At 61.2% G+C, this 16603-nt stretch carries 15 protein-coding genes; 4 read left to right on the forward strand and 11 right to left on the reverse strand.

Going from position 1 to position 16603, the window contains the following annotated elements:
* Positions 1-330: 330 nt before the first annotated feature.
* Positions 331-1428 carry an acyltransferase family protein gene (locus CFBP4996_RS14890; protein WP_080854723.1) on the reverse strand — a complete coding sequence of 366 codons (1098 nt, stop codon included), beginning with the start codon at positions 1426-1428 and terminating at the stop codon, positions 331-333.
* Between the two features lie 311 nt (positions 1429-1739).
* Between CFBP4996_RS14890 and CFBP4996_RS14895 the strand changes: the two genes are divergently transcribed.
* A complete protein-coding gene (locus CFBP4996_RS14895) occupies positions 1740-1976 on the forward strand; it encodes an acyl carrier protein (protein WP_003520197.1) in 237 nt (78 codons plus the stop codon).
* 13 nt (positions 1977-1989) lie between these two features.
* Here CFBP4996_RS14895 and CFBP4996_RS14900 read toward each other — a convergent pair whose 3' ends face one another.
* The 4 genes from CFBP4996_RS14900 to CFBP4996_RS14915 all read right to left on the reverse strand — a co-directional run bounded on the left by CFBP4996_RS14900 (position 1990) and on the right by CFBP4996_RS14915 (position 6263).
* Complete coding sequence (locus CFBP4996_RS14900; RefSeq protein WP_080854722.1) at positions 1990-3948, reverse strand: MacB family efflux pump subunit; 1959 nt, start codon at positions 3946-3948, stop codon at positions 1990-1992.
* A 3-nt stretch (positions 3949-3951) separates the two neighbouring features.
* Positions 3952-5175: an efflux RND transporter periplasmic adaptor subunit gene (locus tag CFBP4996_RS14905; RefSeq protein ID WP_080854721.1), complete on the reverse strand. Its 1224-nt coding sequence runs from the start codon at positions 5173-5175 to the stop codon at positions 3952-3954.
* 22 nt (positions 5176-5197) lie between these two features.
* A complete protein-coding gene (locus tag CFBP4996_RS14910) occupies positions 5198-5494 on the reverse strand; it encodes a hypothetical protein (protein WP_137396253.1) in 297 nt (98 codons plus the stop codon).
* Positions 5495-5621: 127 nt separating this feature from the next.
* Positions 5622-6263 carry a hypothetical protein gene (locus tag CFBP4996_RS14915; protein ID WP_080854720.1) on the reverse strand — a complete coding sequence of 214 codons (642 nt, stop codon included), beginning with the start codon at positions 6261-6263 and terminating at the stop codon, positions 5622-5624.
* Positions 6264-6465: 202 nt separating this feature from the next.
* Between CFBP4996_RS14915 and CFBP4996_RS14920 the strand changes: the two genes are divergently transcribed.
* Together CFBP4996_RS14920 and CFBP4996_RS14925 are read left to right on the forward strand one after the other, a co-directional pair.
* Complete coding sequence (locus CFBP4996_RS14920) at positions 6466-7197, forward strand: response regulator (RefSeq protein WP_196248079.1); 732 nt, start codon at positions 6466-6468, stop codon at positions 7195-7197.
* The gene (locus CFBP4996_RS14925) at positions 7194-8456 is read left to right on the forward strand and encodes an ATP-binding protein (RefSeq protein WP_080854719.1); all 1263 of its coding nucleotides are present in this window, start codon (positions 7194-7196) and stop codon (positions 8454-8456) included. Before CFBP4996_RS14920 ends, CFBP4996_RS14925 begins: the two co-directional genes overlap by 4 nt.
* A gap of 2 nt (positions 8457-8458) precedes the next feature.
* On the opposite strand, the gene CFBP4996_RS14930 is transcribed toward CFBP4996_RS14925, so the two are convergent.
* The 6 genes from CFBP4996_RS14930 to CFBP4996_RS14955 form a co-directional block, all read right to left on the reverse strand.
* On the reverse strand, positions 8459-9583 hold the full coding sequence (locus CFBP4996_RS14930) for a glycoside hydrolase family 88/105 protein (RefSeq protein ID WP_080854718.1): 1125 nt from the start codon (positions 9581-9583) through the stop codon (positions 8459-8461).
* A gap of 8 nt (positions 9584-9591) precedes the next feature.
* Positions 9592-11145: a polygalacturonase PglA gene (gene pglA / locus CFBP4996_RS14935; protein ID WP_080854717.1), complete on the reverse strand. Its 1554-nt coding sequence runs from the start codon at positions 11143-11145 to the stop codon at positions 9592-9594.
* A gap of 115 nt (positions 11146-11260) precedes the next feature.
* On the reverse strand, positions 11261-12529 hold the full coding sequence (locus CFBP4996_RS14940; RefSeq protein WP_020809390.1) for an ABC transporter substrate-binding protein: 1269 nt from the start codon (positions 12527-12529) through the stop codon (positions 11261-11263).
* Between the two features lie 43 nt (positions 12530-12572).
* The gene (locus tag CFBP4996_RS14945) at positions 12573-13673 is read right to left on the reverse strand and encodes an ABC transporter ATP-binding protein (RefSeq protein WP_080854716.1); all 1101 of its coding nucleotides are present in this window, start codon (positions 13671-13673) and stop codon (positions 12573-12575) included.
* Positions 13674-13675: 2 nt separating this feature from the next.
* Positions 13676-14560, reverse strand: a complete 885-nt coding sequence (locus CFBP4996_RS14950) for a carbohydrate ABC transporter permease (protein WP_080854715.1) — start codon at positions 14558-14560, stop codon at positions 13676-13678.
* A gap of 4 nt (positions 14561-14564) precedes the next feature.
* Complete coding sequence (locus CFBP4996_RS14955; RefSeq protein WP_020812253.1) at positions 14565-15446, reverse strand: carbohydrate ABC transporter permease; 882 nt, start codon at positions 15444-15446, stop codon at positions 14565-14567.
* 212 nt (positions 15447-15658) lie between these two features.
* On the opposite strand from CFBP4996_RS14955, the gene CFBP4996_RS14960 reads away from it, so the two are divergent.
* The gene (locus tag CFBP4996_RS14960) at positions 15659-16585 is read left to right on the forward strand and encodes an AraC family transcriptional regulator (RefSeq protein WP_080854714.1); all 927 of its coding nucleotides are present in this window, start codon (positions 15659-15661) and stop codon (positions 16583-16585) included.
* The last annotated feature ends 18 nt before the right edge of the window (positions 16586-16603 follow it).

Raw genomic sequence — 16603 nt, forward strand, 5'->3', positions numbered from 1 at the left:
CGATGAAAATAACGGCTTGGCAAAAGCCGTATATCAGGCAACACTGAAATTGAGCGTCCCGCGCGCGATCAGGCGCGTCCCGGGAATCTTGGGTATGGAATGTGCATTCGAGGTGTTGCGGGACCATGACCGGTCTTCGCCAGACTTCGGTTGTTTCCCATGCCGGTAAGTTTTGCGTCTGCGTGGAGGTGAGTATGACGTATGACTGGAGCGGCCGCAAAATGCGCCGCATGCGAGCGGCGAAACTGACGATCATCAGCCTCGTCGCAGCTTTCGTGCTGACTGCCCCGATTTTCGCCCATTATTGAGGTTTTCAGCCGCGCGGCAGGGTCATACCGGCTGGCGGATTTCGCTCCGCTTTCTCAACCGGTTCTTCAGCCATTTCTGAACGGGCTGATCGTAATGGACCGTCAGCCACCATGACAGGCACGTCGTGCCGATGAGGAAAACAATGCCGGCCGGCAAAGCAAGGTTTTCCCGGTGTACCGCGGGGATCAGAAGCTCCGTCCAGGCCAGAAGCGGAACATGCAGCACATAGACCGCATAGGACGCCGTGCCGAGAAACGCCGACACCATTCCCACCCCGCGCCCCGGAACCGTCTTGCTGGCGACGAACAGCAGCAGCGGCCAGACGACGAGGACAACCGCAAGATCGAAGAACGGCCGAAGCTCGCGCGACATCGGCACGGCCAGAATGAAACAGACCAGCAGAAGGCAAAGCGCCGCCTGAAAGGGTTTCAACTGCGGTATGCGATTGCGGAAACGGTAAATCAGCACGCCGGCAAAAAACGAGAAGAACACCCGCCCCATGCCGGCATACATTTCATGCCAGCGAAAACCGGCATGCAGACGGCCGAACTCGGCGGCGGCTACCATCAGCACAAGGGCGCTGACAATGAGCACCGCGGCGGTCTGTTTCGTCGTGGCCCGGACACCGAAGCGGGCGTAAAACGCATTCACCACCAGCTCATTGAAAAGCGACCATGCCGGGCTGACGAGAAACAGCGCACCGTTCAGGGTAAGCGTGAAGGGTGCCGGCAAAAAGAGCAGCCCCGTTACCAGGGCGAAAGCAAGCTCGCCGGGATCGATGGGACGATGCAGATCGTCGATCGGCGTCGGCAGGCCTAGCACGTAGAGACAGATGAAATAGGCCGCCATCAGGGCCAGCGCCAGCCCATAAAGAGGGTAAAGACGTGCGAAGCGCGCCTTCATGAAAAAGCCTGGCGTAATCGCCCCTTCGGCCAGTTTCCGGCTATAGGCATGCGCGAGCACGAAACCGCTGAGCGCAAAAAACAGATCCACGGCGAGATAGCTCGAAGCCGTGCTTTTCCCGAACAGATCCTCGGCGTGGCGGTGAACGATGAAAAGGGCGGCCACGCCCCTTATGCCGTCGAGCAATATGAAGCGTTCCGGAGACGACTGGACCATGGCATGAGGCTCGGTGTGGCTGACGGATTTAAGGTTCACAGGCAACGAGCTTTACCGCGTTGCGGTTCACCGCTGCCAGTCACAAACTGTTTAACGTGGCGAACGTCCCATATTATTATGGAATACTAACGGGTGATCGACACCCTTTCGCCGCTGCGAAAGGCGTGCTACGTCCGGATGTCATCGATCTTCCGAGCCTTTGACTCTGTGCCCTGTCCTTTCGAAACTTCAGTTTGATTTCGCTTGGATATCTTCGGCGCAAATTCAGATGGGGCGGCGTTCGGCGGCAGGCAACTTTCGCGGAGTCTCACATGTCCACCATTGCAGAACGTATCAGAAAAATCATCGTGGACCAGCTTGGCGCAGACCCTGCCACCATCGTGGACGAGGCCAGTTTTGCTGACGATCTCGGTGCGGATTCGCTCGAGACCGTTCAGATCGTCATGGAAATCGAAGAGGAATTCGGGGTGGAAATTCCAGATTCCGCCGCAAGCACGATCCTGACCGTTGGCGACGCCATCCGCTTCGTCGAAAAAAACAAGGCGTGACCGGCGGGGGGATTTACCCCGCAGACAAAGCTGCGACAGGATCGAGCTTCGACGCGTTGCGCGCCGGTAGATAACCGAAGACAACGCCGATCAGCGTCGAGCAGACGAAGGCGGCGATGATCGACGCCGTGGAATAGACCATGGCGAAATTGCTGCTGAAGGCGGAGAAAAGCGCGCCGAAGCCGAGGCTGCCCAGCACGCCCAGCGTGCCGCCGATGATGCAGACGAGCACGGCCTCGATCAGGAACTGCCGCAGAATATCGGTGCGTCTCGCGCCCACCGCCATGCGCACGCCGATTTCCGATACACGTTCGGACACAGAAACGAGCATGATGTTCATTACCCCGATGCCGCCGACCAGCAGCGAAATCACCGCAATGGCGGCAATCAGAAGGGTCAGTGTCTGCGTGGTGCTGGTGATGGTCTGGCGGATATCGTCGGTGTTGAGAATGTAGAAATCCCGTGTGCCGTGCCGCTGGGTCAGAAGCGTCGTCACCGCCTGCTCGGCGATTGAGGCATCGACATCGTCGGCCACCTGCACCGTGATGCTGCGCAGCGACAGGCTGCCGAGAAAGCGCGACTGGACGGCGGTATAAGGCAGGTAGAGCGACAGGTTCTGGCTTGAGCCGAAACCGCCCTGCTGCGCCTGCGTGACGCCAACGATGCGGGCCGGCACCTTGCCGATGAGAATGACCTGGCCGACAGGGCTGCCGTCGAAATCCGCAAACAGCGATTTGCGGGTATTTTCGTCGATCACCACTTCCTGCGCCTTCTGCGCGACGCTTCCGCCATCGAAAAAGCGGCCCTGCGACAGCTTGGTGCCCTTGGCGACGAAATAGCGCTCGCTGACTCCGTTCACCAGCGCATTCGCCTCCTTCGCACCGAAACGCACCGTGCTGGAGGTCGAGACCGTCGGCGTCACCGCCGCGACATAGGATTGCTTGGCAAGCGCTTCGGCATCGGAAACGACGAGCGTGGTGATCTTGCCCGACCTTATGTCGCCGAAATCCTTGCCCGCGAAGATTTCCAGCGTGTTGGTGCCAAGACTCGATATGTTCTGCAGCACCCGCTGCTGCGACCCCTGCCCCAGCGCCACGACGCTGATGACCGAGGCGATGCCGATGATGATGCCGAGCATGGTGAGAAAAGTGCGCAGCTTGTGCGCCCGCATCGACAGAAGCGCCATGCGCAACGCCTCGCGCAGGGAAGAAACGAGACCCGCAAGACCGGAAGACCCGCCGGAAACGGCAGCGGGTTTGGCATCGTCCTGCGGTACGGGCGTTGCATCCGTCCTGCGGTCGGAAATAATCGTGCCGTCGCTGATTTCGATGATCCGCCCGGCGCGTCTGGCAATCGACATGTCATGGGTAACGATGATGACGGTGCGGCCTTCGGCATGCAGCTCGCCGAGGATGCGCAGCACCTCGTCGCCGCTGGCGCTGTCGAGCGCGCCGGTCGGCTCGTCGGCAAGAATGATCTCGGCACCGTTCATCAGGGCGCGGGCGATGGAAACGCGCTGCTGCTGGCCGCCGGAAAGCTGGCCGGGACGGTGATCGAGGCGTTCCGCCATGCCGAGGCGGCCAAGCAGCCTTGCGGCATTGTGCCTGCGGTCGCCCTGCGTCTTGCCGGCATAGATCGCCGGAATTTCGACATTGCCGAGCGCCGTCAGCTCGGCGAGCAGATGGTAGCGCTGGAAGATGAAGCCGAGATTTTCACGCCTGAGCGCCGAAAGCGCGTCGGCATCGAGATTGCCCGTTTCCTGGCCCCTGATGCTGTAGCTACCCGATGTCGGGCGGTCGAGGCAGCCGAGAATATTCATCAGCGTCGACTTGCCCGACCCGGACGCACCGACGATCGCCACCATCTCACCAGCCTCGATGGTGAGGTCGATGTTCTTGAGCACGCTGATCGTGCCTTCGCCGGAGGGATAATCCCGCCGCACCGATTTAAGCGAAATCAAAGGTTCAGCCATGGTTCAAAGCCCCATCGGCGGGCCGCCCGGCCCCGGCATGGCGTTTGTGGTGGTGTCGGTGGAACGCTCGCCGGTCACCACGTGCTCATTCTCGGCAAGGCCGGAACGCACTTCCGCCGTGACCTTGTTGTTGAGCCCGATTTCGACCTTGCGCTCGGAAACCCTGCCATCGGCACCGGCCACACGCACCGCATAGCTGCCGTCGCTGTCCATGCTGCCAAGGGCCGCCGAGGGGACGGTCAGCACGTCCTTCGCTTCGCCGAGAACGATATGGACCTCCGCCGTCATATAGGTGCGCAGCTTGCCGTCCGGGTTCGGCACTTCGAACACGCCATTATAATAGATCGCCTCGGAGGACGACGTGCTGGAAGAGGACGAGCTGGAGGATGAAGAGGTCGAAGAACTGAAGCTGGAATCGCTGCGCACCGATTCCGGCGCCGGCTCTATCGAGGCGAGCGTCGCGTCGTAACGCTGCTGCGGCTCGCCGAGCACGGTGAAATAGACCGGCAGGTCCGGCTTGACCCGCGTTACATCCGCCTCGGAAATTTCCGTGCGCACAGTCATCCGGTCGAGCTGGCCGAGAATGACGATGGTTGGCGCGGATTGGGTGGCATTGACGGTCTGCCCTTCCTGGCTGACGATCGACAGAACCGTGCCTTCGATGGGCGCGGTGATTTTCGTATAGCCAAGATTGGCATCGGCCGTTTCCACCGCGACCTGCGCTTCCTCGATCTGGGCGTCGATGGCTTCGATCTGCGCCTCGGTGACGGCAAGGGCAGCGGTGGCGCTTTCGAAATCGGCGCGGGAGGCGGCGTTCTTCGACACCATCTCCTGCTGACGGGCAAGGCTCTGGCGGTTGAGAACAAACGTCGCCTGTTTCTCCACGCGCTGCGCCTTCACGTTCGCAAGAGCCGCCTGCGCCGTGCGCAGACTGTTCGTCTGGGTAACGGAATCGATTTCGGCGATCAGATCGCCCGCCTTGACCGTATCGCCGAGCGCCACCTTGACGGCGGTGATGCGGCCGGAGGCCTGCGCGCCGACGGCGACAAGGCGAACGGGTTTCAGCGTTCCCGTTGCCAGCACCGTCTGCTCGATATCGCCGCGCGTCACCGGTGCGGTGATATAGCCGGGTGTGGCCGCCCGCGTATATTGCGAGGACAGCCAGTAGCCGCCCACAGCGAGAGCGACAACCGCCAGCAATGCGCCTGCCTTGCGTGCCGTTTTCATATTGATGTCCTGTCCAGCCGGTTCACTCGAAGGAAGAAACCGGCGTCATCTCGTGTTTCACGAGGATGAAACCCTTGTCCGCCTCGATCCATTCATAGGCAGAGGCGGATTTTCGCGCCGCGGCCTTGCGGCAGGTGCTGCGAAGACGTCTGGAATCCGTCTTTTCGCGCTGATCCTTCGCGCAGGCGGGCTGACGCCGCTGTTCATCCTGCCGGGATTTGGCCGCTGGCTGTTGCACGGGCTTGTCCTTTGCCACGGCCACCGACCAGGCAAAGCTCAAACCAAAAGCCGTTGCCAGCACCAAATAAAAATATCTCATCATCATCTTCCTGCTTGAAAATCACGCGGGGGATCGCAGGCGTGCGATCCCCCGGCTCCAGCCGTTGCCGGCTGATTTCCTCCTTTACTGGGGGGCAGATTAAAGGAGGAAACTTCGAATAGTTGCCTCAGCCCCGTTCCGCCTCGGGAACCGGCGGCCTCATATCGCCATGCGGGGGAGCAAAGCCGCCGCGCTCTGCGGGGCCATGACGCGGACCGGGAGGCGGAGGCGGCATCAGCGCACGCTCGAGTTCGGCAAGCTTCAGCACCTGCTGCGGCGAAAGCTTCGGTTTCAGCGCCGCAACGGCGTCCTGCAAGGCTTTGGCCTTTTCCGCCTTCTGCGCGATAATGCCTGCGAGCTCCTCTCCCGCAAGACGCGGCTCGGGCTTGGCCTTGCCTTCACCCGCCACCGGCGGACGCGGATTGCGCTCCGGACCGGGGGAAACGAGATCGATCAGCGCCGTGGTATAGGCGCGCCATGGACCGAGCTGCTCCGGCGTGACGCCGAGATAGATTTCGGCCGCCGAAAGCTTCGTCGCCAGCCCGAGAACATCCGGGCCGGGCATTCTGCGCATATGGGGCGGCAGCGGCCTTTCATCCGGACCCCGATCCGGGCCGATGTCCGGGCCGAGATCGAGATTGGCGGGCGGCGGCGCAGCCTGTTCGGTCGCCTGGGGTGCGGGCGCATTCTCTCCCGCTGCCTGCGCGGCGGCGGAAACGCCGATAATTGCTGTCGCGATGACGGCGGTGGCCAGTAGCGAGTTTCTCATCTTACCTTCCTTCCGTTTTCCAACATGAAAGGACGATAGGTGCGTCGCGTTTCCGGCTTTGGTCCGAATGTTTCCGTGCTGCTTCCGCAAACCGCCTATTTGTAACCGAATGTTGCCAGAACGGCCCCGGAAAGCTTTCGTTGCAAAAATCCGCCGTTTCTTTTCGGCGCTTATGTATAGTGGCATCAAAAGGTTGGACGATATGACGACAGTTTCGGTGACACATATATTGATCGTCGATGACGATCCGGAAATACGCACATTGCTCGCGAAATATCTCGGCTCGCAGGGGTTCCGCGTGTCGATGGCCGCCGACAGGCGTGAGTTCGAGGAAAAGATCGCGAGCTCCGATCCCGATCTCATCGTGCTCGACGTGATGTTGCCCGATGGCTCCGGCCTCGATATCTGCCGCGATCTGCAGGGCCGCCGGCCGCGCACGCCGGTCATTCTCCTGACAGCGCTGAAGGAAGATGTCGACCGCATCGTCGGGCTGGAAATCGGCGCAGACGACTATCTCGGCAAACCCTTCAATCCGCGAGAACTCACGGCGCGCATCAAGGCCGTGCTGCGCCGCGCCACACCGCAGGAAGCCCCCCGCCCCTCATCCGCCGCCTATGGTTTTGCGGATTTCACCGCCGATCCCGAGCAGCGCTCCGTCATCCGCGCCAGCGGTGAAAAGATAGATTTGACGGGAGCGGAATTCGATTTGCTGAAAGTCTTTCTCGACAGGCCCGGCCGGCTGCTTTCCCGCGATCAGCTTCTCGATCTCACGCAGGGCAAGGATCGCGGCCCGTTCGACCGCTCCATCGACGTACTGATGAGCCGGTTGCGCAAGAAGCTGGACGCCGACACGCAAACGCCGATCTTCAAGACCGTGCGCAATGGCGGTTACCAGATGACGGTTCAGGTCAAAACCCTGCCGGTGCCGCGATGAGCTCGCTTAAAAACCGCATCACGGCGCTGATGATCGTCTCCATCATCGCGGTCATCGCGCTTGCGACTTTTGTGGCCGACCGGACATTGCAGCCGCCGCCGCCCGACGCCACCATCGAGCCGCTGGCCCGCAGCCTCGCCTTTGCCGTGGCCATGGCCGAGCGCGATCCCTCCCTGCAGCAGCCCGGCTATTTCCAGATCGAACAGAAACCGCCGGAAGGCGATCTCGACGGCATGCTTTCGGAATTTCTGGAAAAGGCGCTGGCCCGTATCGGAGAGCCGCGCACCGCGATGGTCATCCGCTCGCCGGGAAACCCTGCCCCCGTGGCGGCTATCGCGCTGGAAAAAGGCGGCTGGCTGGTTGCGGAAATTCCGCATATGGGTCCGCCGCCGGGCGGCTGGAAGATTTTCGGCATGTGGATCGGGCTGATCATTCTCGGCAGCGCCGCCGTTTCGATCTTTGCCGCCAGCAAGATCACCCGCCCGCTCGACATGCTGGAAAATGCCGCCGCCAGCATCGGGCCTGACGGTTCGCTGCCGCACCTGCCGGAAACCGGACCGGGCGAAATCCGCGCCACGGCGCGGGCGCTGAACGAACTCGCCACCCGCCTGAAGGGGGCGATGGAAAGCCGCATGCGCCTCGTCGCCGCCGCCGGCCACGATCTCAGAACCCCGATGACCCGCATGCGGCTGAGGGCGGAATTCATCGAGAACGATGAGGAACGGGCCAAATGGCTGGCGGACCTCGAGGAGCTGGACGCCATCGCCGACAGCGCCATTCTTCTGGTGCGGGAAGAGGTCAGCCAGGACAGCGTCAAGACGATCGACATCGGCACGCTTCTCAGCGAGATCGTCAGCGATGTTTCCGATCTCGGCCATGCCGGTGCGCTCGACTTCATCGAGCCGGAAGCCGCCATGACCATCAAGGCGGCCCCGCTGGCGCTGAAAAGAGCCCTGCGCAACCTCATCCTGAACGCCGTTACCCATGGCAAGAAGGCGCATATCGATCTGACCGGAGACGACAGCGAGATCGTCGTGACGATCAGGGACGAAGGCCCCGGCATTCCGCAGGAACTGATCGGGCGGGTGTTCGAACCCTTCTTCCGAGTGGACCTCGCGCGGCGCAAATCAATCCCCGGCGTGGGGTTGGGTCTTGCCATCGCCAAGGAAATCATCGAGCGCTTCGGCGGCACGATCACCATTGCCAACCACAAGAAACAGGGCCTGATCCAGACCGTGATCTTCGCAAGGGCGGCGTGACGTCACGCCGCTGAAACAGCCTGCGCCTGCGGCTTGGCCAGAAGCAGGCTTTCGGCATAGGCCATCATCAGCGGCCCGACGCCCTTGGCATCGTCGGACACCACCGGCTCGGTCAGATAATATTCCGGCGTTCCATCGCGGTAATTGCCCTCGAAGCCGCCAAGGCCCGCGACATGCACGATGCCTGTGAGGCGCATCACACCCTCTTCATCGGCTTTCAGCCGGGTTTCAAGAAGCGCCTCAAGCGCGCGACGACCCGCAGAAAGGGCGGCATTCGCCTCTTCGCCCTGCACGAGCTTCAGCCGCACGGCGTGCAGCAAGGCATAGGCAAACATGGCCGAGGCGGATGTTTCCTCGTAATTGCCCGCAAGGCCCGGATTGTCGAGAACCTGCATCCAGAGCCCCGTCTCGGTCTGCCGTGCGATGATGCCGGCCAGAAGCGACTGCGTCTTGTTGCGAAGCGCCGCCGTCGCGCCATCATCCGGCAGGATGGCCAGCGCGTCCACCAGCGCCATGGCGAGCCAGCCCACCGCGCGCCCCCATATGGCGGGAGACTTGCCGCTTTGAGGATCGGCCCAGCGCTGGCTGCGGCTGTCGTCGTAACCATGGGCATAGAACCCAGCGCTATCCTCCGTCGCCGCGAGCGCCGCTGAAAACTGCCGCAGCGCATCGTCGATCAGTTCCGCCCGACCCGTCGCCTGCGCATATTCGATCTGGAAAGGAAGCCCCATGTAAAGCCCGTCCAGCCAGACCTGATGCGGATAACGCTTCTTGTGCCAGTAATTCCCGGCTGCGATGCGCGGATGGCTGCGCAGTTGCCCCGCCAGATGTTCCGCCGCAGCGAGGTAACGCGGATCGCCCGTTTCCGCCGCAAGGGGAAAGAGGATACGGCCGGCGAGGATATGGTCGATATTATATTCCTGCGGATCGTAACCGGCGAGCGTGCCGTCTGGCGCTATCTGCGCATCGGCGAGACGATGCAGATGGTCGTTCCAGCGCGCTTCCCCTGTCGCCTCGAACAGCTGCTGCAGGCCGCGATAGACACATCCATCCTCATAACACCAGCTCCCGCCCTTGTAGTGCATATAGCGACTGGAGAATTGATCAAAATATTCAGTGGCTTTCATCGGTTTTCTCAATCGGAATCTGACACAATGGAAACGGAAGCGTCGCTCAACAGGGCGGGATTATCGCAGACTATATGCGCCTGCTCGAAAACAATCGCCTCATGGCGCATGGAACGCACCCGGTCGGCCATGATCGGCGGCGTTGCGATGGCCGAAGGATCGCGCGAGACGATGGTGAGATTGCGGATGGCGATGTTGCGGATAGGTGCTTCGGGAAGGCCGAGAAAAGCGCCGGCCGCATGGGAGAGATTGCGGATTTCGACGTCCTCCACACTAATGCTGTCGATAAAGGGCGTGCCGCCATCGACCGACGCCGGGTTTCGCGACTGCACCCAGTCGTCATGTCCATCGGCATCGCAATGGTAGTGGGCATTGGCGGAAAGCGCGGTCTGCACGCCATCCAGCAGCACCCGGCGCATGGCGATATTGCTGACGGTGCCGCCCCGCCCGCGCCGTGTCTTGAGACGCAGGCCGCGATCCGTGCCGACCATGTCGCAATCCTCAACCGCCACATCATGTACACCGCCGGACATTTCCGAACCGATCACCAGCCCGCCATGGCCGCGCTGCATCAGGCAATGGCGCACCCGAATGCCGCGCGTTTCCGCAAGATGATCGTCCTCGCCATCGGGGCCGCGCTTTCCCGCCTTCACCGCGATGCAATCGTCGCCGACCGAAAAGCGCACGCCTGATATCGTGACGTTACGGCAGCTCTCGGGGTTGAAACCATCGGTGTTCGGGCTGTCATGCGGTGCGACGATGCTGAGGCCGGCGGCGATCAAGTCTTCGCAGCCCTGCGGATGGATCGTCCAGGAGGCAGCGTTTCGGATCGTAAAACCGAGCAGGTTTGTCTTCCGGCAGGAAACGAGATGCAGGCCGCGTGGCCGGCGCGCGCCATCGCGGGTTTCTTTCGGCCAGCTCCACCAGTCGCCGCTGTCGCCCGAACCATCGATAACGCCCCTGCCCTCGATGACGAGATTGTCTGCCGCGATGGCATGGACCGGCGCGGCAAAACAGGCATCCGGCAAGCCTTCCCAGCTTCCGAGCATGCGGCCTGCCTCATCGCGGGCAGGCAGGATCGGCCAGCCCCGGCGGGTGGAGGGCGCGCGCAGCACGGCTCCTTCGGCAAGGTGAAAGGTCATGTTGCTTTTGAGACGCACGGGAAAGGCTGTCCAGAGACCGGCCGAGAGACGCAACGTGCCACCCTGCGGCACCGCAGCCACGGCCCTTTCCAGCGCCTGCGCATTGGCGCGCGCGCATGTCTCATCATCGAGCGCAACATCCGGCATCAGGGAGAACGCCGCAGCCTCGACAAGCCCGGCACAGGGGGCGGTTCTGAACTCCAGCCGTCCGAACCCTTCCGCTTCGAAGACATAGCACGTATCCGGGGAGAGATCATGCAGCAGCGTCACCACGGTCGCGGTTTCACCGCGCCGCTCGCCGCCATCCGGCGACGTCAGACGCCATGCCGTTTTGGACGGAAGGAAATAGCGAGCGCCGGGCACGGCAAGGCAAAGCGCTGCCGTTCGCGCCGAAGACGCGATGATAAGGGGTTCGTTCATGCTCTTTTCTCGTCTTTGGTGCCTGTCCGGCCAAACCTTTAGCGGACATGCCTCACATCATCCGGCAGCCGGATAGGGAGCCCGCCGCCATGGAGGCGACGGCGGGCCGTTGTCGTCAATCGAATTTGGCAAGAACATCGTTGGTCGTATCGATGATCTGCTCGGCGGCCTCTTCCGCCGTTAACTGGCCATAGGCATATTCCTCAAGCGTATCGATGAAGCCCGAGCGGATTTCCGGGTGTTCGTTGAAGGGCGATACCACCGGTCCCGATGCCGCCATGACGATGGCGTTGGCGGCCCGCACTTCCGGCTCGCCCTTGTCGCCCAGACGCGCCGCCGCAGCCTTCGAGGCGGGCAGGCCGCGCGAGGTGCCGAGCGCATCGATGCCTTCCGGTTCGTTCAGCAGGCAGTTCAGGATTTGCGCGGCCGCTTCCGGGTTCCTGGAGTTTTTCGAGATCGAAAACACCATGGAAGGTTTGCGATAGACGCCTTCGGTCACGGCATCGGCAAGCTTCAGCATCGGGAACGGTTTCAAAACCTGCCCTTCCTTAAGCGGATCGGCATATTTCGAATAGGTCGAATCCCATTCATAGGAACCGGCGATGCGGCCTTCGGACCAGGACGGCTTTTCATAGAGATTGACGTTACCGTCGGCCGCTTCCTCTTTCTGCGAGCGGATGGAGCCGGTTTCGACCAGCTTGCCGACGAAAGAGATACCCTCGGCCAATTCCTCCGGCGTCCAGGCCACGCGGTTGGTCTTGGGATCGACCAGATCCTTGCCGGTCTTCTGCACGACAGCCAGTGTCACCAGCAGCTGGGCAGTCTCCTTCACGGCATTGAAGGTGTAATAGTCCTTGCCGAGCTTTTCCTTGATGGTTTTCGTTGCCGCGAAAAACTCGTCCCAGGTCTTCGGAATTTCCACGCCGGCCTTTTCGAAGGTGGTGGCGTTGAAGAAGAAGACGCGGCCGGTAGTGGAAACGGAAAGCCCCTGCAACACGCCGTTCATCGAACCGGCGTCCAGATCGCTCTCGGCCCATTGCGAAAGATCGAGCGGCTTCAGCTGGCGCAGATCGGCAAAACCTTCGCCGTTCTTGGAAAACAGCGGCAGCCAAGGCCAGTTGACCTGAACGATATCGGCCTCCGTCTTGCCCGCCATCTGCGTGGTGAGCTTTTCCAGATAACCGTCGAATCCGGTGAATTCGCCCTTGACGGTGTGGCCGTATTTCTCACCACAGGCGGCAATGGCTTTCTGGGTGGCGACGTGGCGGCTTTCGCCGCCCCACCACGACATGCGCAGTTCCGCAGCACCTGCCGCCGGGGCCGTCGCCATCGCCACATAAGCGGCGCCTGCGAGCATCGCCATCATTCTTGTCATCGTCTTCATTGTTCTTCTCCTCCTCGAAAAATCAGGCACACCCGTCCGCTCCTCACAGCGAGACGTTGCGACCGTCGGCCTTGTCGAAAATATGCAGCTTCTCCGGGTCCGGCTTCAGCCGCAGGATGCCGTCGCGCCCGAGCGCCTCGAATTCGGCCGCACCGACCACGCTGACGATTTTCTGGCCGCCGAGATCGGCATGCAGATAGACCTCGTGGCCCATGAATTCCGCATTGGTGAGTTTCGCCTGCAGCGCCGGGCCATCGGCTTCTCCCGCCAGCGCAAGATGCTGCGGGCGGATGCCGATGACGGCGTCTGCGGGTCTCGCCGAAAGCCGTTGCTCCAGATGCGCGCCGATGGGCAGCCGCTGGCCGGCGATGACGAATTCCGCGCCGTCGATTGCCACATCCACCAGGTTCATTTCCGGCGTACCGATAAAGCCGGCAACAAAGAGATTGGCGGGGTGGTTATAAAGCTCCTTCGGTGTCGCGACCTGCATGATGCGGCCCGCCTGCATGACGCAGATACGGTCGCCCATGGTCATGGCCTCCGTCTGGTCATGGGTGACGTAAATCACCGTTGAGGACAGGCCTTCCGCCTTCAGCTGACGGTGCAGATCGGTGATGCGCACTCGCATGGAGGCGCGCAGCTTGGCATCGAGATTGGACAGCGGCTCATCGAACAGGAACACGCCGGGCTTCTTGATGAGCGCGCGGCCCAGCGCCACACGCTGCGCCTGCCCGCCCGAGAGCTGTTTCGGCAGACGGTCGAGCAGCGGCTCGATTTCGAGAATGCGCGCGACATTGTCAATTGCTTTTTCAATCTCGGGCTTCGCGACACCGGCGATCTTCAGGCCGAAGGCGAGATTGCCGCGCACCTTCATATGCGGATAAAGCGCATAATTCTGGAACACCATGGCGATGGAGCGCTTGCCGGGCGGCAGGTCGTTGACGCGCTGGTCGCCGATCAGGATTTCGCCGCCGGTGATTTCCTCCAGCCCCGCCACCATGCGCAGCGTCGTGGATTTGGCGCAGCCGGAAGGGCCGACGAAGACCATGAACTCACCATCCTCGACCTCGAGATTGATGCCGTGCACGGCCTTGAAGCTGCCGCCATAGATTTTTTCGAGATTTTTAAGTTGAACGCTTGCCATTTTCAGCCCTTGACCCCGCCAGACGAGATCCCTTCAATGAAATACCGTTGCGCCGCGAAGAACACGATCAGCGCAAGCGCGATCGTCAGCACCGACATCGCCAGGATGCGGTTCCATTCAAAGGCTTCGGTGGTGTCGATGGAGAGTTTGAGCGCAAGGCTCACCGGATATTTGTCGACCGAGGACAGGTAGATCAGCGGCCCGAGAAAGTCGTTCATCGTCCACATGAACTGGAACAGGCAAACCGAGATCAGCGCCGGGGCCAGCATCGGCACGACGATGTAAATCAGCGTCTGCAGGCTGTTGGCGCCATCCACCCGGGCGGCCTCTTCCATGTCCGATGGCAGCGAGCGCAGAAACTGCACCAGCATGAAAACGAAGAAGGCATCGCCGGCGAGCGCCGAGGGCACCCAGAGCGGCAGGAAACTGTCCAGCCAGCCGAGATCGCGAAACAGGATATATTGCGGAATGCGAGTAACGACATTCGGCAGCAGCAGGATGGCGATGACCGAGCCGAACAGGATCTTCTTCAGCGGAAAATCGAAGCGGGCGAAGGCATAGGCCGCCATGGTGCAGGAAATCGCCGTACCGATGACTTTCGGCAGGATGATCAGGAACGAATTCCAGAAGAACCGGCCGAACGTATAGGGCGTCGAGGTTTCCCAGCCGCGAATATAACCGTCCAGCGTCGGATTATCGGGGATGAAGCCGGCGCCGGAGAAGATTTCCGAATTGGTCTTGAAGCTTGCGCCCACCAGCCAGATCAGCGGATAGAGCATGATGAGGCCGACCGCGAAGAGAAGCACGTAGCGGACAGAGGTGGAGACGAGTCTCAGCCGCGCCCGGCGGGCCGCCTGCATGTCGTTTAGGGTTGCGATATCGGTCATGGCATCAGTTCCGCTTGTCGCCGGCGTAATAGACCCACTTCTTCGAGGACCAGAAGGCCACGAGGGTCAGCACGGTGATGATGGTGAAGAGCACCCAGGCGATGGCGGAGGCATAGCCCATGTTGAACTTCTTGAAGGCCTCGTCATAGATGTAAAGAGGCAAGAGATAAGTGGACTTCAGCGGCCCGCCCTGGGTGATGATGTAAGGCCCGTTGAACTCCTGGAATGCCTGAACCATCTGCATGATGAGGTTGAAGAAGATCACCGGCGTCAGAAGCGGCAGCGTGATGAAGAAGAATGTTCTCACCTTGCCCGCGCCATCGATGGCCGCGGCCTCATAAAGCGACTTGTCGATGGATTGCAGGGCGGCGAGGAAGATCACCATGGCCGAACCGAACTGCCAGCAGCGCAACAGCGTGATGGTGAAAAGCGCGTTGCCCGGATCGCCGAACCAATCCACCGGCGACAGGCCGATAGCGGCCAGCGCCATATTGGCAAGCCCCTCGCTTGCAAAGATATAGCGCCACAGAACCGCAATCGCGATCGAGCCGCCGAGGATGGACGGCACGTAAAAGGCGGTGCGGAAGAAGTTGATGAATTGCAGCTTATAATTGAGTATGGCCGCAATGAACAGCGCGAAGGCAAGCTTCAGCGGCACCGTCAAGAACACATAGAACAGGGTAACGTTCAGCGATTTCATGAAGGTGCGGTCGCGGGTGAAAAGCCGCTCGTAATTGGCTAGCCCCGCCCAGCTGGGATCGCTCATCAGATCGTAACGGGTGAAGCTGAGATAGAGCGAGCCGAGAAACGGGATGGCCGTGAAAACCAGAAGCCCGACGATATAAGGCGTCAGATATCCCAGCCCGAGGAAGCGCTGAGATTTCATAACGCTCCTCCCCGCGTCCCGGTGGAACGCGAATGACAGAATACAATTTCGTACAAGTGATTCTCCCGGAACGGCCGGCGGCGGGCGCATGATGGCGCAATTTCTCGCCGCGACCGATCTCCTCCCTCATTGATACGGCGCGTAAAAGCAATTTATGCGGTGACAAAACCAAATTTCCGCGCCAAGGTGAATTAACAAAGACGAGGAAAAAGATGGACGAAATCGAAGGTGGAATTCTGTCGTCCGTTCCGCCTGCGGCGCTCAACCTCAACCTGACGCGCGCAACGATCAAGATGGAGCATTCGCGCACCTGGCAGATCGACAAATCCAACCAGGTGGACGATCTCATCATCTGCCTGGAAGGGCGCGGGCATTATCTCGTCGATGGCGAGGCGCGGGTGCTGGAACCCGGTGACGCCATGCTGATTTTCCGGGGGCAGCGCTTTGTCGGCTGGAACGAGCAGGCCGTCACCTATCGCGGGGTGGCGCAGCATTTCACGCTGGATATCTACGGCCGCCACAACCTGATCGCGCAGATGGACCTGAAGCCCAAAGTGAAGCTAAGCCGCTGGCCACTGCTGGAACCGCTGGTGCGCCACTACCGGCAGAGCGCCCCGCCCTCCTCCGTCACGCTTGGCCAGCACCATCTCTTTATGGTGCTTCTCATCGCCTTCATCGACGACGCTTTCCTCGGATGGGTGGACCGGCCAAGTTTCCAGCCGGAGGGCACGGAAGGCCTCGACCTTGCGGTGATGAAGGCGATCACCATGATTTCCGCCAATCCGCTCGACCCCGACATTGCCGGCCGGGCGACCGAGGCGGCTCCCTATAATCGCGATTATTTTCTGCGCGAATTTCAAAAACGCGTCGGACGTACACCAAGGAAATATCAGGAGTTCAAACGCATGGAACGCGCCATGCATTTTCTCGAGGCGGGGCTTTCTGTTACGGCGGCGGCGGCCGAAGTGGGCTATGGCGATCCCTATTATTTCTCGCGCATGTTCAAACGCACGCTCGGCTTAAGCCCGCGCGACCATATGAACCGCATACGCCGCAGCCGGCACGGCAATCTCATGGCCTTTGACGAACACGAACAGCAGAGGCTGCTCGCCACTGAAACGGAAAAGGCCCCGGCATAGCAGGGCCTTGCTGCGGTG

Origin of the sequence: Agrobacterium leguminum (genome assembly GCF_005144435.2) — a bacterium.
GTDB classification, from domain to species: domain Bacteria; phylum Pseudomonadota; class Alphaproteobacteria; order Rhizobiales; family Rhizobiaceae; genus Agrobacterium; species Agrobacterium leguminum.